The following is a 14229-nucleotide window of genomic DNA, read 5'->3' on the forward strand; positions in this document are numbered from 1 at the left end:
CAAATTCATGCGTTTGACGATTTCACACACGACAGAATATCTCTACGACGAACCCGTGGCCTATGCCCTGCAGCGGCTGCGCCTGAAGCCCAAGGATGCCACGACCCAGAAGGTGCTATCCTGGGAGGTCAAGGTGGACGGCGCCACCCAGGAGGCCGGTTATAGCGATCAGTTCGGCAATCACGTCGATCTCGTCTCGGTGGTCGGCGGCGAGCGGATGATCCGCATCACGGCAAAGGGCGAGGTGGAAACCATCGACCGCGCCGGCGTGCTGGGACAGCACCAGGGGTTCGTGCCGCTCTGGCTGTTCCTGCGCAATACGCCGCTTACCCAGCCCGGCACGCTGTTGCGCGACTTGGCAGACAGCGTGACAGGCGATAGCGAACTGGCCAAGATGCATGCACTGATGGAGACGATCCACGAAACTGTGGCCTATCTGCCCGGCACGACCGATTCTGAAACCACAGCGGAACAGGCGCTCGAAGCCAAAAGCGGCGTTTGCCAGGACCATGCGCATATCTTCGTCAGCGCCGCTCGGCACATGAATCTGCCGGCCCGCTATATTTCCGGTTATCTGTTGATGGAAGGCCAGGTGGAACAGGTGGCGACCCATGCCTGGGCCGAAGTCCATGTGCCGGGTCTCGGCTGGGTGGGGTTTGATCCGGCCAACAAGGTCTGCCCGGATGAGCGCTATGTGCGGCTGGCAAGCGGCCTCTGTTACCGCGACGCTGCGCCGATTTCCGGCATGAGCATTGGAACAGCCGGTGAAAACCTCAAAGTCGTGCTGACCGTCGAGGCCCCGGACCAGATGCAGACACAAAGCCAGACTGGACAGAGCCAGAACGCTCAGGGCCAAAGCAGCCAGAGCCAGAGCTGACGCCTGGCTGAGCTGCGCAAGCCCTGCGCCATATAGATCTGCTGTAATGCGCTCCGTCAAAAGGGAGTGCCCATGCTGTTTGGACGATCGGTCTTCCAATCCATCCTGACGCGTCTCGACCACGAGCAGCCGGAGGAAGAACCGGTGCTCGCGGACGGGTTTCGCATTTCAGGACTGCCGGCCGGCTTTGTGGCGCAACCCTCAACAGCCGAAACGGTAACGCGGGCCGATGCCGCCTATCGCGATCTCTTCGAGGACGATGGAGAGCAGGCTGCACCTTCGACCGGTCGACCGAGAATGGCGCCACGAGAGCCGGTGGACACTGAACCTGCGTCGCCCGCCGCGCCGGTGACACCAGAACTACCCCCTCACCTGGCCCGCCTGTCGGAAGCCGAGGTGAGGCAAGACCTTGCCCTGAAGGACGATGACGGTGCAGAAACGCTCACCGAAAAGCGCCGCGCCTTTGCCCGCGACAACCACCCGGACTGCGTGCATCCGCTGTTTCGCGACCGCGCGACCGTCCGCATGACGCTGGCCAATATGCTGATCGATCAGGCACTCAAGGTCTACGCGCTGCGCAGAATATCTGTGTGAGAGACAGACATGATACTTTTTCGCGCGTTTGCCGATTGATGCCGCCGCCGACCTTTGTTATGTAGCTCGCACCGGCAGGAACCGTGCGCATGCGCCGATTCTCAAAAGTTGCACCCGTAGCTCAGCTGGATAGAGTGTTGGATTCCGATTCCAAAGGTCACAGGTTCGAATCCTGTCGGGTGCGCCATTTACCACAAACATCCTGCAGGCTTTCCATTCTTTGCTGCACCCGCTAACATGACGGTATGATGACACGTACCCTTCTGAAGTTCGTTGCCTGGTTGACGCTGGCTTTCATTGTTTTTGCGACAGTTTCGCCCATTGGTCTGCGCCCGCATGATTTTCTGCCCGTCGATCTGGATCGGGCACTGGCCTTTGCAACATTGAGCTTTCTCTTCGTGATCGCCTATCCGCAGCACTGGAAGCTCTGCGCCCTGCTGATGGTCCTTGCCACGCTGCCCATCGAAATGCTGCAATATCTGTCACCCTCGCGCCATCCGCATCTCATCGATGCCGCGATCAAGGCAGCCGGTGCAACGATCGGCATTCTCGCAGGCTGGCTGGTGCACACATTGTATGCCCGGCGCTCTGCCATCCGGGCATAATACCAAGCCGACGGCTGCTCGCGGAGAGATCACTCTCACTGGAAGAGCTGCATCAGAGCCTGACTCGAGGCATTGGCGATCGACAGGGTCTGCGTGCCCAGCTGCTCGCGGGTCTGCAGCGCCTTCAGCCGCGAGGATTCCTCGTTGAGATCGGCATCCACCAACCGCCCGACGCCCGTATCCAGACTGTCCAGCAGCTCTTTTGAAAAGTCGGCCTGAATCTGCAGCCGGCTTTGCAAGGCGCCCAATTCGGCAGCCGCATCGATCACCCGCTCATTCACCACATCGACATAGGCCAGATACTCGGTCCTCAGCCCCGGATTGGTAACGATATCGATATCCAGAAGCGCGTGACCATTGGTCTCGGGGTCTGTCGGATCCGCCTGCATCAGACCGCCACCCGTAGAATTGAACAGCGAGGTTTCCGCCATGTCGATCTGCATTGTATTGATCGACACGCCGTAGCTCTCACGCGCATAGGAGGCGATCAAGGCAGTCTCGCTCTGAAGTGGATCGTTCAGGTCCGTTACATCCGTCTGAAGCCAGTTGCCTTCGTTGAAGCTTGCCGAGGCGGCAATGGATACGATCTGATCCTGCAGCTGGGAGATTTCCTTCTGCACCTTACCAAGATCAACCCCCTCCCCATGCGCGGCCACCAGTTTCGACTTCAGTTCATCGAGAACCTGGATGGTGGAAGACATGCCGGCATAGGCCACGCCAACGGTCGCATCGGACAGATTGAGCGTATCGACAACCGCTGAAATGGTCTTGGTATCGGAGCGCATCGTGGTTGCTATGGACCAATAGGCGGCGTCGTCATCGGCCGTATCAATCCGCATTCCGGTGGCAACCGCAGCCTGTGTGGCGCCCATCGACAGGGAGAGATCGCGTAGAGTGGACAGCGCAGCAATAGCGCCCGCATTCGTGAGAATACTGGTCATGAATCACCTGGGAAAAAGGGAGGAGGAGCGCTCGTCATAAGCAAAAAGATGAGCCTATCTGGCTCAACCATGGTTACTGAAACATTAATTCTGATTACCAATCTTATTAGTTTGATAACCATAATTCGTAACTTTAGCTTAACGGAAAAAGACCTGGAAATTGTCAAATAATTGATTTTTATCAATCGGCTAATAAGGGGTAGGAGCACAAAATTCTTTCCGCCTCGATCTGCCAATACGCGCCTAGAAGCTCCGCTTCATCAGCACTTTTCCGGCGACACACATCTGTCACCTGATGATGCTACCGAACTTGCAGGCCCATACCGCATGCCGACATCGGATTGAGCTTGACACAATGCCGAGCGCGACCTTCCATTCCGCTGGCCCGGCGGGCAAAACAAGAGCGACAACGAGTGCAGCACGGCATGAGAGTGGATGGAGTTGAGGCGCCCAGTGCGCCGGAGAGCCGTTTGCCCGGACGGGATGTCGGCAGCATGCCATCGGCCATGGCTCTGCGCCGGCATATCCGCAACCTCGTCATCCTCGTCTGTGTTTCGCTTTTCGTGCTTCTGCCCGGCATGACGCTCCTGCCGCTGACCGATCGCGACGAAGCACTCTATGTGCAGGCCAGCCGTCAGATGATGGAAAGCCATGACTGGGTCGATATCCGCTTCCAGGACAATCCGCGCTACAAGAAGCCGGTCGGCATCTATTGGCTGCAGGGTCTGGCAGGTCTTGTCACCGGCGGCGCGGAGGACAGCCCTCTCTGGGTCTATCGGCTGCCCTCCCTGCTCGGCGCCATTCTCGTCGGTCTCTTTTCCTATGGCATTGCCAACCGAATAGCGGGAGAGAAAGCCGGGCTGATTGCCGGTATCCTGGCGCTCACCACGGTCGAGCTTGCACTGGAGGCGCGCATCGCCAAGACCGATGCCATGCTGTGTGCCACGATCATCGCCAGCCAGTTTGCCCTCATCCATGCCTATCTCGATCCGGAACGCCGTCAGGTCTTCTGGCGCAACGCCCTGTTCTGGTTGTCACTCGGGCTCGCCATCCTCATCAAGGGACCGGTCGCGCTACTGGTGATCGGCTTGACCGGTCTTGGCGTGACGCTGACCGAACGTTCCTTCTCGCTTCTGAGGTCGCTCTCGCCCGTCAGAGGCATGGCGGCCATGATGCTTGTCGTTCTGCCTTGGCTGATTGCCATAGGCTGGATTTCCGGCGGCGATTTCTTCCGCGAATCGCTGGGGCGCGATGTGATCGGCAAAATCGCCACGGCGCAGGAAAGCCATGGCGCACCGCCCGGCACCTATCTGGCGGTGGCGATCGCCACCTTCTGGCCGCTGTCGCTGTTTGCCTCGCTCGCCTTCGTTTTTGCTTTCCGCAATTGGCGCGACAGTGCCGTGCGCTTCCTGTTCTTCTGGGCGGTACCCACCTGGCTGGTGTTTGAGCTGACGGCGACGAAACTGCCGAATTATATCCTGCCGATGATGCCGGCCTTTGCCATTCTGACCGCCGTGGCGCTGATCAAGGGCGGCCTTCGCCATGATACCTGGTGGTTTCGCTTTACCTATTTTTGTATGGTGATCGGCGGGTCTATCCTCGGCATTGGCCTCAATCTGGCGTTTTACTACCTGCAAGGTCACATAAGCCCGCTGGGCCTTGCCATGGGGCTTGCCGTGTTGCTCGCCAGCATAGCCGCCTGGCGCCTGTTTCTCAAAGACAGGCTGATACAGGGCATTGCCGCCATGACAGTGACGGCGGTCCTGGCCTATATGATGGTCTATGCGGTGCTTTTGCCGCAGGCGCGCGATTTCTGGCTCTCCGAGCGGATCGCAGAGGCGGTGGCGCAGGCCCGAACCTGCGCGCAACCGCAGATGATCGTCGTGGGGTATGGTGAACCGAGTGTCGTCTTTCGGCTGGGCACTCAGACGAAGCTGACGGGTGCGCTTGAAGCAGCATCACTCTTTCACGATGCGCCCTGCGCCATCGCCGTGGTGGCAGAGCAGGCAAGCACCGATTTTCGCCAGGAGCTTGCCCGCCGTGGAGCCGACCTCGCCCCCAAAGGCACCGCCACGGGCCGCAATGTCAACGGCATGAAGCTTCGCACCATGCAGGTGTTTGCCAAGCCATAAACTGTGGCCGGCATAATACCAAGTGTCGATGATAGGAACCCATTGCGTGGGACCGGAGACGTTCATCCGGCAAGGAGCATACCGGAGAGCGATGCTGTTCGCATCGGTCGAGGATTGCGACGCTGCCGGTGAACGAAATCCGGCCCATGCGAAGCACCGGGCGCTTTTGCCTCCCGGACGTTGTCGAAAATCCGCGCCGGACCGTAAGGTCCGACTGTGGTTTTCTCCTAGCCGGAAACCAAAATCGCTCCGGCGCAATCGGTTTCTATCATCGACGCTTGGTATAAGCCCGCCGCCTCTCCTGATCTGCCTGCGCGTCTGACACGTATTCTCACACAGACGTGAACAGGCGATGGACCAATGCCCAAACAGATCCTAAAGAGCCACATGCCGAGCAAGCCCTGCCTTGCCTGCGCGCGCCCGTTCACCTGGCGAAAAAAATGGGAACGGGATTGGGACCAGGTGAAATATTGCTCGCAGCGATGCCGGCGCATGAAGAAAGGCGAGCCATGACGCTTGCAAAGATCGCCGTGATCGGCGCCGGCATGGCCGGCCTCAGCCTTGCCAACGCCTTGCAGCCGTATGCCCAAGTCAGCGTGTTTGAAAAAAGCCGCGGCCTTGGCGGGCGCATGGCCACCCGCCGGCGTCCAGAGTGTACCTTCGATCATGGCGCGCAATATTTCACCATTCGCGACGCAGGCTTTCATGCAGCGCTGGAAGGCGCAATCGAAGCCGGCACCGTGCAGGCATGGAATGCGCCATTGATGAAGACAGGCGCCTATGGGACATCGGAACGGCTGCAAGACCGCGCGCCGCGTTTCGTTGCCGCACCGGGCATGACATCGCTCGCCAAGCTGATGGCCCGCAAGCTCGATGTACAGTGCGACCAGCGCATCGAAGCGCTGGAAGGCCAGAAGGGCGCCTGGTTTCTCATCACGCCGCAGGCACGGCTCGGGCCGTTCGACTGGGTCATCTCCACGGCACCGGCCCCGCAGACGCTCGCCCTCCTGCCGCTGTCAGAGCCGGATGCCGAGGCGCTGTCTGGCGTGCGCATCAATGGCTGCTTCACGCTGATGATCCACCTGCCGGACGCAGCAGATCTGCCCTTTTCGGCAAGCCAGATTGATCATCCGGTTTTGAGCTGGATTTCCGCCAACCAATCCAAGCCCGAGCGTGATCCGGCACACTGCATCGTCGTACATGCCAACAACCGCTGGTCGGATGCGCATCTGGAGGATGAGCCGGAGGCCGTGCGCGCCCTGATGCTGGACACCGTGCGAGACCTCGTGCCGTCTGTGGCCTGGGAGACCGCGCTCTCGGTCGATCTGCATCGCTGGCGCTATGCCAATGTCGAAACACCGCTTGGCCGACCTTTTCTGATGGATAGAGATTTGCAGATTGCCGCCTGCGGCGACTGGTGCCTTGGCAACCGCGTCGAAGCGGCGTTTCTAAGTGGCAAGGCACTTGCCGAAACGCTGATGGCGCGCTTCAAGGAGGAGAGAAGCTGATGCAGGACGCCCGCCGACTGACGCTTGCGCTGACCTATGCCGGGGCGCTGCCATTTTTCCTGCTTCTGCCGCCCAGGCTGACAATCCTCGAAGGTTTTGATGCGCTGCATGCCTTCCTCGCCTATGGCGCAGTGATTGCAAGCTTCATGGCCGGAAGCCTCTGGGGGCTGGTGCAGGCGCGTGATACACCGCCGCTTTCGGCCATAGCCATCAGCAATCTCCTGGCGCTCACCGCTTGGGGTACGCTGCTGCTGGAGCCAGACCGTCTGGCCCTCATCCTGCAGGTTCTGGTGTTTTTGGCAGCGCTCTTCAGCGATCAGCGGCTTGCCAAGGCTAGCTTGGAAAAGCCATGGTACTGGCAGTTGCGCACCCGCATTACCGCCATTGTCTGCATTGCCTATCTGGCAAAAATCCTGCTCATCTGACGGGGCTCACCACTCGATAGAACTGCCGTCATAGGCAAAGAAACCTCCGGTATCCGTGGGCGTCAGACCATTGAGAACAGTCAGCATGCTGCGGGCGCTGTCGACAGGCTCGCTGCGCGCATGATTGCCCGAGTATTTCTCCGACAGCGAGGTGGCAACCGTGCCCGGATGCAGCGGCACGATGACGGCGCCCGGATGCGTTCGGGCAAGCTCGATGGAGGCCGTGCGCAGGATCTGGTTTAGCGCCGCCTTCGAGGCCCGGTAGGAAATCCAGCCGCCCAGATGATTGTCACCAATAGAGGCGACACGCGCCGACAGAACCCCCATCAGCGCCCGCTCGCGTTTCGACAGCATGGGCGCAAAATATTTGGCCACCAGCGCGGTGCCGACAGCATTGAGCGCAAACTGCTTCATCATCGCCTCGGCCGAAATCTGGCGCAGTGACTTCTCCGGCCCGACACCATCAATGGTCAGCCCACCGGTGGCACAGAAGATCAGCTGGAACTCGCCCGATAGCGAGGCTGCGGCTTCTGCCACGCTGTCTTCCTGCGTCACATCAAGACCCGTTGCGCTGCGCGACAGCCCGATGACCTCACCGCAGGCCGGGTCCGCACCGATCACCTCTGCCACAGCACGGCCAATGCCGCCGCTCGCACCGATGACCAGCGCACGGTAGCTTTGCGGCAAAGATGTCATGAGGGACTGCGTCATGGGGTTGTCCTCCGGTTACCTCTCAAACCCCTTACGTAGGCAAAGCCGCAGCGGTTTTCTGCTCACACGCTTTCGCCGGCATCGAGGCGGGAGAGAAATCTATGGGCCGTGGCGCGGTAGTCCCGCCGCTGCGCATCGCTCATGCGCCGCCAGGTGGCATAGGGCTGGGCAAGCCGCCGATTGCGCGACAGTTTCTCGCCATTGCGGTCGAGAAAATCCCAGTAGAGCGCATTGAAGGGACAGGCCCCCTCGCCCGTCTTCTTCTTCACGTCATAGCGACAGCTGCCGCAATAATCCGACATTTTCGAAATGTAATTGCCGCTGGCCGCATAGGGTTTGGAGCCCAGCATGCCGCCATCGGCAAACTGGCTCATGCCGATGACATTGGGAAGCTCCACCCATTCATAGGCATCGGCATAGACCTCCAGATACCATTCATGCACCGCATGCGGATCGATACCCGCCAGCATGGCAAAATTGCCCGTCACCATCAGCCGCTGGATGTGATGGGCATAGGCGTGGTCGATGGTCTCGCCGATCACCGTCGACAGACAGTTCATCTGCGTCTCGCCTGTCCAGAAAAAGCCCGGCAAAGCCCGGCTATTGCCGAAGAAATTGCTCTGCCCATAGTCCGGCATTTTCAGCCAGTAGACGCCGCGCACATATTCGCGCCAGCCGATGATCTGGCGGATGAAACCTTCCACGGCATTCAGTGGCGCCCTACCCTCCTGATATTCGCGCTCCGCCGCCCGGCAGACCGCAAGCGGATCGAGCAGGCCGATATTGATGTAGAAGGACAGGAGCGCGTGGTTGAGGAAGGGATCGCCAGACAGCATGGCATCCTGCGTTTCGCCAAACTGCGGCAGGTAATCGGCCATGAACACAGCCTGCAACTCTTCCGCTTGCGCGCGCGTTACGGCAAAGCCGAAACGATCCAGGTTGCCGATATGGTCTGCGAAACGGTCTGCGACGAGCGTCAGAACATCCGTGGTGATCGCATCCGGTGGAAATGTCCGGCGTCGCGGTCGCAGCAGGTCTGGCTCTGCCGGCTTGCGGTTTTCCGTGTCATAATTCCAACGCCCGCCACAGGGCGTATCGCCTTCCATCAACAAGCCGGTGCGCCGGCGCATATCGCGATAGAAGAATTCCATCGTCAATTCCTTACGCCCCTCGGCCCAGGTGCGAAACTGCGCATGCGAACAGAGAAACCGGCTGTCGGCCCGGATCTCGACCGGGCACCCGATCAGCTGCTGCCAGCTTTTCATGTCATCGCGCACGCGCCATTCGCCGGGCTCGGTGACGATGACAGCATCCGGCTGCAGATCCTCCACCGCCCGCTTCAACTCGCCGCGAAACGATCCGGCATTCTTTTCGTCATCCAGCCTTGTATAGCGCAGGGTAAAGCCGCGCTCCGTCAGGTCCTCGGCAAAATGGCGCATGGCGGAAAAGATGAAGGCGATCTTCAGCTGATGGTGGCGCACATAGCTGGCTTCGCTCATCACCTCGCACATCAGGATGACATCGCGGGCGGGATCTGCGCCCTCCAGGCTGGAAAGCCACGGCGACAGCTGGTCACCGAGAATGAAGATAAGATTGCGTTGAGATGTCATGAAATGAGCGGCCGGGGTCTGGTGAGCAGTGATGCTACCGGTTACGCCGCTGATGGCCGCATGGATTGCCACGGCTCGTGGTCATGAGGGCAAAGCCCGTCAGAAGTGCGTGCCGGCCTTCTGGTACTGGATCATCATGGAGCGCGCCGAAGCACAGAAGGCTTTCGGATCGGCCTGCAGTTTCAGCGTGTTTTCCCGCACCAGTTCGGAGGCTTCTTGCCGACGCTTGGCCTCTGTCCAGCGAAGCGCATCGGCAGACTGATAAAGCGCGGTTTTCAGGTGCTCGGCGTTGAAATTCAGCTCGCTGCAATTGGTATTGGCAACAAGGAACGCCGAATAGGCGGTAAAATCATCAAGCGCCTTGGCCCTCGTGGCTTTCGCATCCGGGACCGCATCCTGCGCTGAGGCAGGAAGCGCCAGGGCACACAGGGCAAACAATATCGCAATCCGTCGCATGGTCATTCTCCTCAGATCTCTGAGGATCGATCATGACCGCGAGATATTCAATTCGGGTGTGCAAGACTGGTAACGGCGGCGCAAAGAGACTGTCTCAAATTGGCGCCACCATCTGAAACTGTGCCGAAACGATGCACTTTGGCTGCAAAAACGCGCTGCTCAGCGGCCGATGCGACGCATGGGAATGATATCGGCGCTGCAGGCCGGTGCACGATCCTGCGGCAATTGCGAACTGGGCAGACGCGTCTGGCCGATGGGAAAACGCAGGATGCGATCGCTCTCCTCGATCTCGTCGGGCCGGCGCGTCAGAAGGTCGAACAGTTCCGGCACAAGGCCATCGCCATTCTGCTGGGCCAGCTTGTGCAGCCCGATCAATAGGCTGGTGTCGCGGCGGTCTTCACTCATCTGTCGGCACTCCGGTCATTCATGGTCTGCAAGGCTCGTTCCAGCGAGGATTTCGAGCCGTTGCGAAGCGGTATGAAGGCCTTGGAAAACTTCTTGCAGCCGGTCTTCACCCGCAGACACGCATCATGGCTGATACAGTCGATAGGGCAGAACACACAATCGACGGAGGGCAAAAGCGTATCGATACGAGACACTGCTTCGCGCAACCCCCCATCATGATGGATCAGCTCGGCGCCGAAATTGCTGGCGATCTGGCGCAGATGCGCCACCTGGCAATCACGACCGCCGACATAGAGAAAGCTTTTGGGCCCACGAACAGCTTCCACCTTGGCAGGCTCCACCTCCGGGCGCCCCTTGCTCTCTGCCTTACGCTTGTCCTTCTTCGCCACGGCTCGTCTTCCTTGTCATCCGAGTCATTGGTCCCGTAGAGGACCCAGTGGCCGCACCATAGATAACATGACTATTTGAGTAAAGAATAAACTTGAGCCAAAACATCATATTTATGTCAGCATTTTTAAAGCGCAGACGCTTCACCATTTAAGCTGATTTTCCAACACAAAAGCCGCCTGCAAGGGCGAATTTGCGCAAGCGCAAGCCGCAAAGTTTTACCGTTTGATAAAATTTTGACCCGTGTTACGCTTCCTCAGTTGCGTAAGAATTCCATGATAAATGAGGGATGCAACATGGACAGACTGGGAAGCGGTATCGCGGGTGGCCGGTTGGCGCCTGCAGACTATGAGACAAACTTTTCCGACCTTCATCCGCGCTTCGACAGACATGAAGCGCTGGTCGCCTCCGACAGGTGTTATTACTGTCATGACGCGCCCTGCGTGACGGCCTGTCCCACCGCCATCGATATCCCGCTGTTCATTCGGCAGATATCGACTGGCAACCCGCTCGGTTCGGCGCGCACCATTTTTTCGCAAAACAGCCTGGGCGGCATGTGCGCCCGCGTCTGTCCCACCGAAACGCTGTGCGAAGAAGCCTGCGTGCGCAATACGGCGGAGAATCGCCCCGTCGATATCGGCCGCCTGCAACGCTATGCGACCGACATTGCCATGGAGACCGGTCGGCAATTCTTTGCCCGCGCAGCCGATACGGGAAAGACGATTGCCGTGGTTGGCGCTGGCCCGGCGGGCCTTGCCTGCGCCCACCGTGCCGCCCTGCACGGCCATGCCGTCGTGATCTTCGATGCGCGCGAAAAAGCCGGCGGCCTCAACGAATATGGTATCGCCACCTATAAGGCGGCGGATGATTTTGCCCAGCGCGAGGTGGATTATCTTCTGGCCATCGGCGGCATCGAAATCCGCACCGGACAGGCGCTCGGCCGCGACTTTTCGCTCTCGGACCTCACAGCGAAATATGACGCTGTCTTCCTTGGCCTTGGCCTTGCTGGCGTCAACGCGCTTGGCGTAGAAGGCGAGGATCTGGCGGGCGTGGACGATGCGGTGGATTTCATCGCAACCCTTCGCCAGGTGGATGACAAGGCCACCCTGCCGATTGGCCGGCGCGTCGTGGTGCTGGGCGGCGGCATGACCGCCATTGATGCGGCCATCCAGGCCAAACTGCTCGGCGCCGAGGAAGTGACGATCTGCTACCGGCGCGGCAAGGAGCAGATGAACGCCTCCGTCTATGAGCAGGATCTGGCCGCCTCCAAGGGTGTTTCGATCCGCCACTGGCTGGCGCCGAAGCGCATCCTCGGTCGTGACGACGCGGTGGCCGGCATCGAGTTGGACTATACGGCACTCCGCGATGGCCACCTGACCCAGACCGGCGAAACGGGCGTGATTGCCTGCGACCAGGTGATGAAGGCGATCGGCCAGTCCTTCAAGGCCAGCGGGCTGGGCAGCCTTGCCATGGAACGCGGCCGCATTCTGGTGGATGAGCACTGTCGAACCTCCCTGGAAGGCGTCTATGCCGGCGGCGATTGCACCAACCGCGGCGAAGACCTGACGGTTCAGGCCGTTGCCCATGGCCGCGATGCGGCAGAGGCCATTCATCACCATCTTGCCTCAGCCGGTCAGCCGGCTGTGGCTGTCGCGTGAACAGAGGGAGGATGAACCATGGCTGATCTGCGCAATAATTTCGTCGGCATCAAGTCGCCCAACCCCTTCTGGCTGGCCTCGGCGCCGCCCACCGACAAGGCCTATAATGTCGAGCGCGCCTTCAAAGCCGGCTGGGGCGGCGTGGTGTGGAAGACGCTCGGCTCCGAAGGCCCGCCGGTCGTCAATGTCAACGGCCCGCGCTACGGCGCGATCTGGGGCGCCGACCGACGGCTCTTGGGCCTCAACAATATCGAACTGATCACCGACCGCGACCTGCAGACAAACCTGCGCGAAATGAAACAGGTCAAGATGAACTGGCCGGACCGGGCGCTCGTCGCCTCGATCATGGTGCCCTGCGTGGAGGAAGAATGGCGCGCCATCCTGCCGCTGGTCGAAGAAACCGGCGTCGATGGCATCGAGCTGAACTTCGGCTGTCCGCATGGCATGAGCGAGCGCGGCATGGGATCGGCCGTCGGCCAGGTGCCGGAATATATCGAAATGGTGGTGCGCTGGTGCAAGCAATACACACGCATGCCGGTGATCACCAAGCTGACGCCGAATATTTCCGATATCCGCCATCCGGCGCGGGCGGCAAAGCGCGGCGGCAGCGATGCCGTCTCGCTGATCAACACCATTTCCTCGATCGTCTCGGTGGATCTCGATACGTTTTCGCCCAATCCCTCGATTGCCGGCAAGGGCAGCCATGGCGGCTATTGCGGGCCAGCGGTCAAACCGATTGCGCTCAACATGGTGGCCGAAATCGCCCGCGATCCGGAAACCTACCGCATGCCGATTTCCGGCATTGGCGGCGTCACCACCTGGCGGGATGCGGCGGAATTTTTAGCGCTCGGCGCTGGCAATGTGCAGGTCTGTACCGCCGCCATGACCTATGGCTTCAAGATCGTTGAGGAAATGATTTCCGGCCTTTCCGACTGGATGGACGAAAAGGGCCACAAGACGCTGGATGATGTTACCGGCCGCGCCGTCGGCAATGTCACCGACTGGCAATATCTCAACCTCAATTATGTCGCCAAAGCCCATATCGACCAGGATGCCTGCATCAAATGCGGCCGCTGCCACATCGCCTGCGAGGACACCTCGCATCAGGCAATCACCCAGATGGTGGATGGCGTGCGCCATTTCGAGGTGATTGAGGAGGAATGCGTCGGCTGCAATCTCTGCGTCAATGTCTGCCCGGTGGAACACTGCATCACGCTGGAAGCACTCCCGGCCGGGCAACTGGACAAGCGCACCGGCAAGCGTGTGGACCCGGCTTACGCCAACTGGACGCAGCATCCGAACAACCCGATGGCTGTTCAGGCGGCGGAGTGAGAGGGAGATGAGAGAGCGGGCGGGGTGCGAGAGCGCCCCGTTTGCTTGTGGGGATGTGCGTTAAGCGGCCTTTGCAAAGTCCGTGTCGCAAACCGTTGATAGATTCATCCTCCTGAGTCTTTTTATCGCAGCCGGGGACAAAATGAGCGCTACCTTCAAGGAACTGAGCGACCGGATATATGAGGTCGGAGAGCTTTATGCTCGAGTGCACAATATCCCGCGCAGCGCCGACTGGTACCTGTTGAAACTGACGGAAGAGCTTGGCGAACTCACAGCTGAACATCTGCTACTGGGTGGACGAGCAAAACCGAATGGCGATGGTTCAGGCGGTACCCGCCAGGCACTCGAGAACGAAGCCGCTGATTTGTTCGGTCAGTTCATCCTCTATCTGCGCGAAAATGAAATCGACATCGAAGCTGCCATCGAGCGCAAGTGGCTTCGACATCTTGATCGATATGTTGAGCTTGATCGGACTGCAGTAACCGAAAGCGTCTGACACCTCCCCTTGTAACTTCCCAAAAGCCGCATTCAGCGCTGTAATGCCTGGTGCGGTGGCGGATGGGAGACCGAGTGCCCTTTGGGACATCA

Annotated in this window: 15 protein-coding genes, 1 tRNA gene and 1 pseudogene; 11 read left to right on the plus strand and 6 right to left on the minus strand. The window is 59.8% G+C overall.

The genetic code is table 11. The annotated features are described in order from the left end of the window. Window positions 1-7: 7 nt before the first annotated feature. The 4 genes from E8M77_RS09870 (at window position 8) to E8M77_RS09885 (ending at window position 2076) form a co-directional block, all read left to right on the plus strand. Window positions 8-877 carry a transglutaminase family protein gene (locus tag E8M77_RS09870; protein ID WP_137130440.1) on the plus strand — a complete coding sequence of 290 codons (870 nt, stop codon included), beginning with the start codon at window positions 8-10 and terminating at the stop codon, window positions 875-877. A 72-nt stretch (window positions 878-949) separates the two neighbouring features. Beyond that, entirely contained in the window at window positions 950-1471 is a 522-nt protein-coding gene (locus E8M77_RS09875) for a hypothetical protein (protein WP_137130441.1), read from the plus strand. 110 nt (window positions 1472-1581) lie between these two features. Then, window positions 1582-1658: transfer RNA gene (locus E8M77_RS09880), tRNA-Arg, on the plus strand. A gap of 61 nt (window positions 1659-1719) precedes the next feature. After that, window positions 1720-2076: a VanZ family protein gene (locus E8M77_RS09885; protein WP_348639898.1), complete on the plus strand. Its 357-nt coding sequence runs from the start codon at window positions 1720-1722 to the stop codon at window positions 2074-2076. A gap of 35 nt (window positions 2077-2111) precedes the next feature. Here the strand turns inward: E8M77_RS09885 and E8M77_RS09890 are convergent, their stop codons facing one another. Continuing rightward, complete coding sequence (locus E8M77_RS09890) at window positions 2112-3017, minus strand: flagellin (protein ID WP_137130443.1); 906 nt, start codon at window positions 3015-3017, stop codon at window positions 2112-2114. A 494-nt stretch (window positions 3018-3511) separates the two neighbouring features. On the opposite strand from E8M77_RS09890, the gene E8M77_RS09895 reads away from it, so the two are divergent. From E8M77_RS09895 to E8M77_RS09910, 4 genes are all read left to right on the plus strand, one after another. Continuing rightward, a complete protein-coding gene (locus tag E8M77_RS09895; RefSeq protein WP_170975804.1) occupies window positions 3512-5149 on the plus strand; it encodes a glycosyltransferase family 39 protein in 1638 nt (545 codons plus the stop codon). A gap of 387 nt (window positions 5150-5536) precedes the next feature. Beyond that, complete coding sequence (locus E8M77_RS09900) at window positions 5537-5662, plus strand: DUF2256 domain-containing protein (protein ID WP_348639901.1); 126 nt, start codon at window positions 5537-5539, stop codon at window positions 5660-5662. Next, the gene (locus tag E8M77_RS09905; RefSeq protein ID WP_170975805.1) at window positions 5659-6657 is read left to right on the plus strand and encodes an NAD(P)-binding protein; all 999 of its coding nucleotides are present in this window, start codon (window positions 5659-5661) and stop codon (window positions 6655-6657) included. The genes E8M77_RS09900 and E8M77_RS09905 overlap by 4 nt, the downstream gene beginning before the upstream one ends. Continuing rightward, on the plus strand, window positions 6657-7082 hold the full coding sequence (locus E8M77_RS09910; protein WP_137130447.1) for a DUF3429 domain-containing protein: 426 nt from the start codon (window positions 6657-6659) through the stop codon (window positions 7080-7082). The genes E8M77_RS09905 and E8M77_RS09910 overlap by 1 nt, the downstream gene beginning before the upstream one ends. Window positions 7083-7088: 6 nt before the next feature. On the opposite strand, the gene E8M77_RS09915 is transcribed toward E8M77_RS09910, so the two are convergent. The 5 genes and pseudogenes from E8M77_RS09915 to E8M77_RS09935 all read right to left on the minus strand — a co-directional run. Beyond that, window positions 7089-7793, minus strand: a complete 705-nt coding sequence (locus E8M77_RS09915; RefSeq protein WP_246659183.1) for an SDR family NAD(P)-dependent oxidoreductase — start codon at window positions 7791-7793, stop codon at window positions 7089-7091. A gap of 62 nt (window positions 7794-7855) precedes the next feature. Beyond that, a complete protein-coding gene (locus tag E8M77_RS09920) occupies window positions 7856-9403 on the minus strand; it encodes a cryptochrome/photolyase family protein (RefSeq protein WP_137130448.1) in 1548 nt (515 codons plus the stop codon). Between the two features lie 99 nt (window positions 9404-9502). Then, window positions 9503-9859: a hypothetical protein gene (locus E8M77_RS09925; protein ID WP_137130449.1), complete on the minus strand. Its 357-nt coding sequence runs from the start codon at window positions 9857-9859 to the stop codon at window positions 9503-9505. Window positions 9860-10018: 159 nt separating this feature from the next. Further along, the gene (locus tag E8M77_RS09930; RefSeq protein WP_137130450.1) at window positions 10019-10264 is read right to left on the minus strand and encodes a hypothetical protein; all 246 of its coding nucleotides are present in this window, start codon (window positions 10262-10264) and stop codon (window positions 10019-10021) included. After that, window positions 10261-10569, minus strand: a pseudogene (locus E8M77_RS09935) (DUF2325 domain-containing protein); the annotation flags it as partial. The pseudogene E8M77_RS09935 and the gene E8M77_RS09930, both read right to left, overlap by 4 nt. Before the next feature lie 378 nt (window positions 10570-10947). On the opposite strand from E8M77_RS09935, the gene E8M77_RS09940 reads away from it, so the two are divergent. The 3 genes from E8M77_RS09940 to E8M77_RS09950 all read left to right on the plus strand — a co-directional run bounded on the left by E8M77_RS09940 (window position 10948) and on the right by E8M77_RS09950 (window position 14137). Continuing rightward, window positions 10948-12309, plus strand: coding sequence for an NAD(P)-dependent oxidoreductase (locus tag E8M77_RS09940; RefSeq protein WP_137130452.1), 1362 nt, complete (start codon window positions 10948-10950; stop codon window positions 12307-12309). Between the two features lie 18 nt (window positions 12310-12327). Beyond that, window positions 12328-13641, plus strand: coding sequence for an NAD-dependent dihydropyrimidine dehydrogenase subunit PreA (gene preA / locus E8M77_RS09945; RefSeq protein ID WP_137130453.1), 1314 nt, complete (start codon window positions 12328-12330; stop codon window positions 13639-13641). A 142-nt stretch (window positions 13642-13783) separates the two neighbouring features. Next, complete coding sequence (locus tag E8M77_RS09950; RefSeq protein ID WP_246659184.1) at window positions 13784-14137, plus strand: hypothetical protein; 354 nt, start codon at window positions 13784-13786, stop codon at window positions 14135-14137. Window positions 14138-14229 lie beyond the last annotated feature (92 nt).

Origin of the sequence: Rhizobium sp. FY34, assembly GCF_005222845.1 — a bacterium.
GTDB lineage: Bacteria > Pseudomonadota > Alphaproteobacteria > Rhizobiales > Rhizobiaceae > Neorhizobium.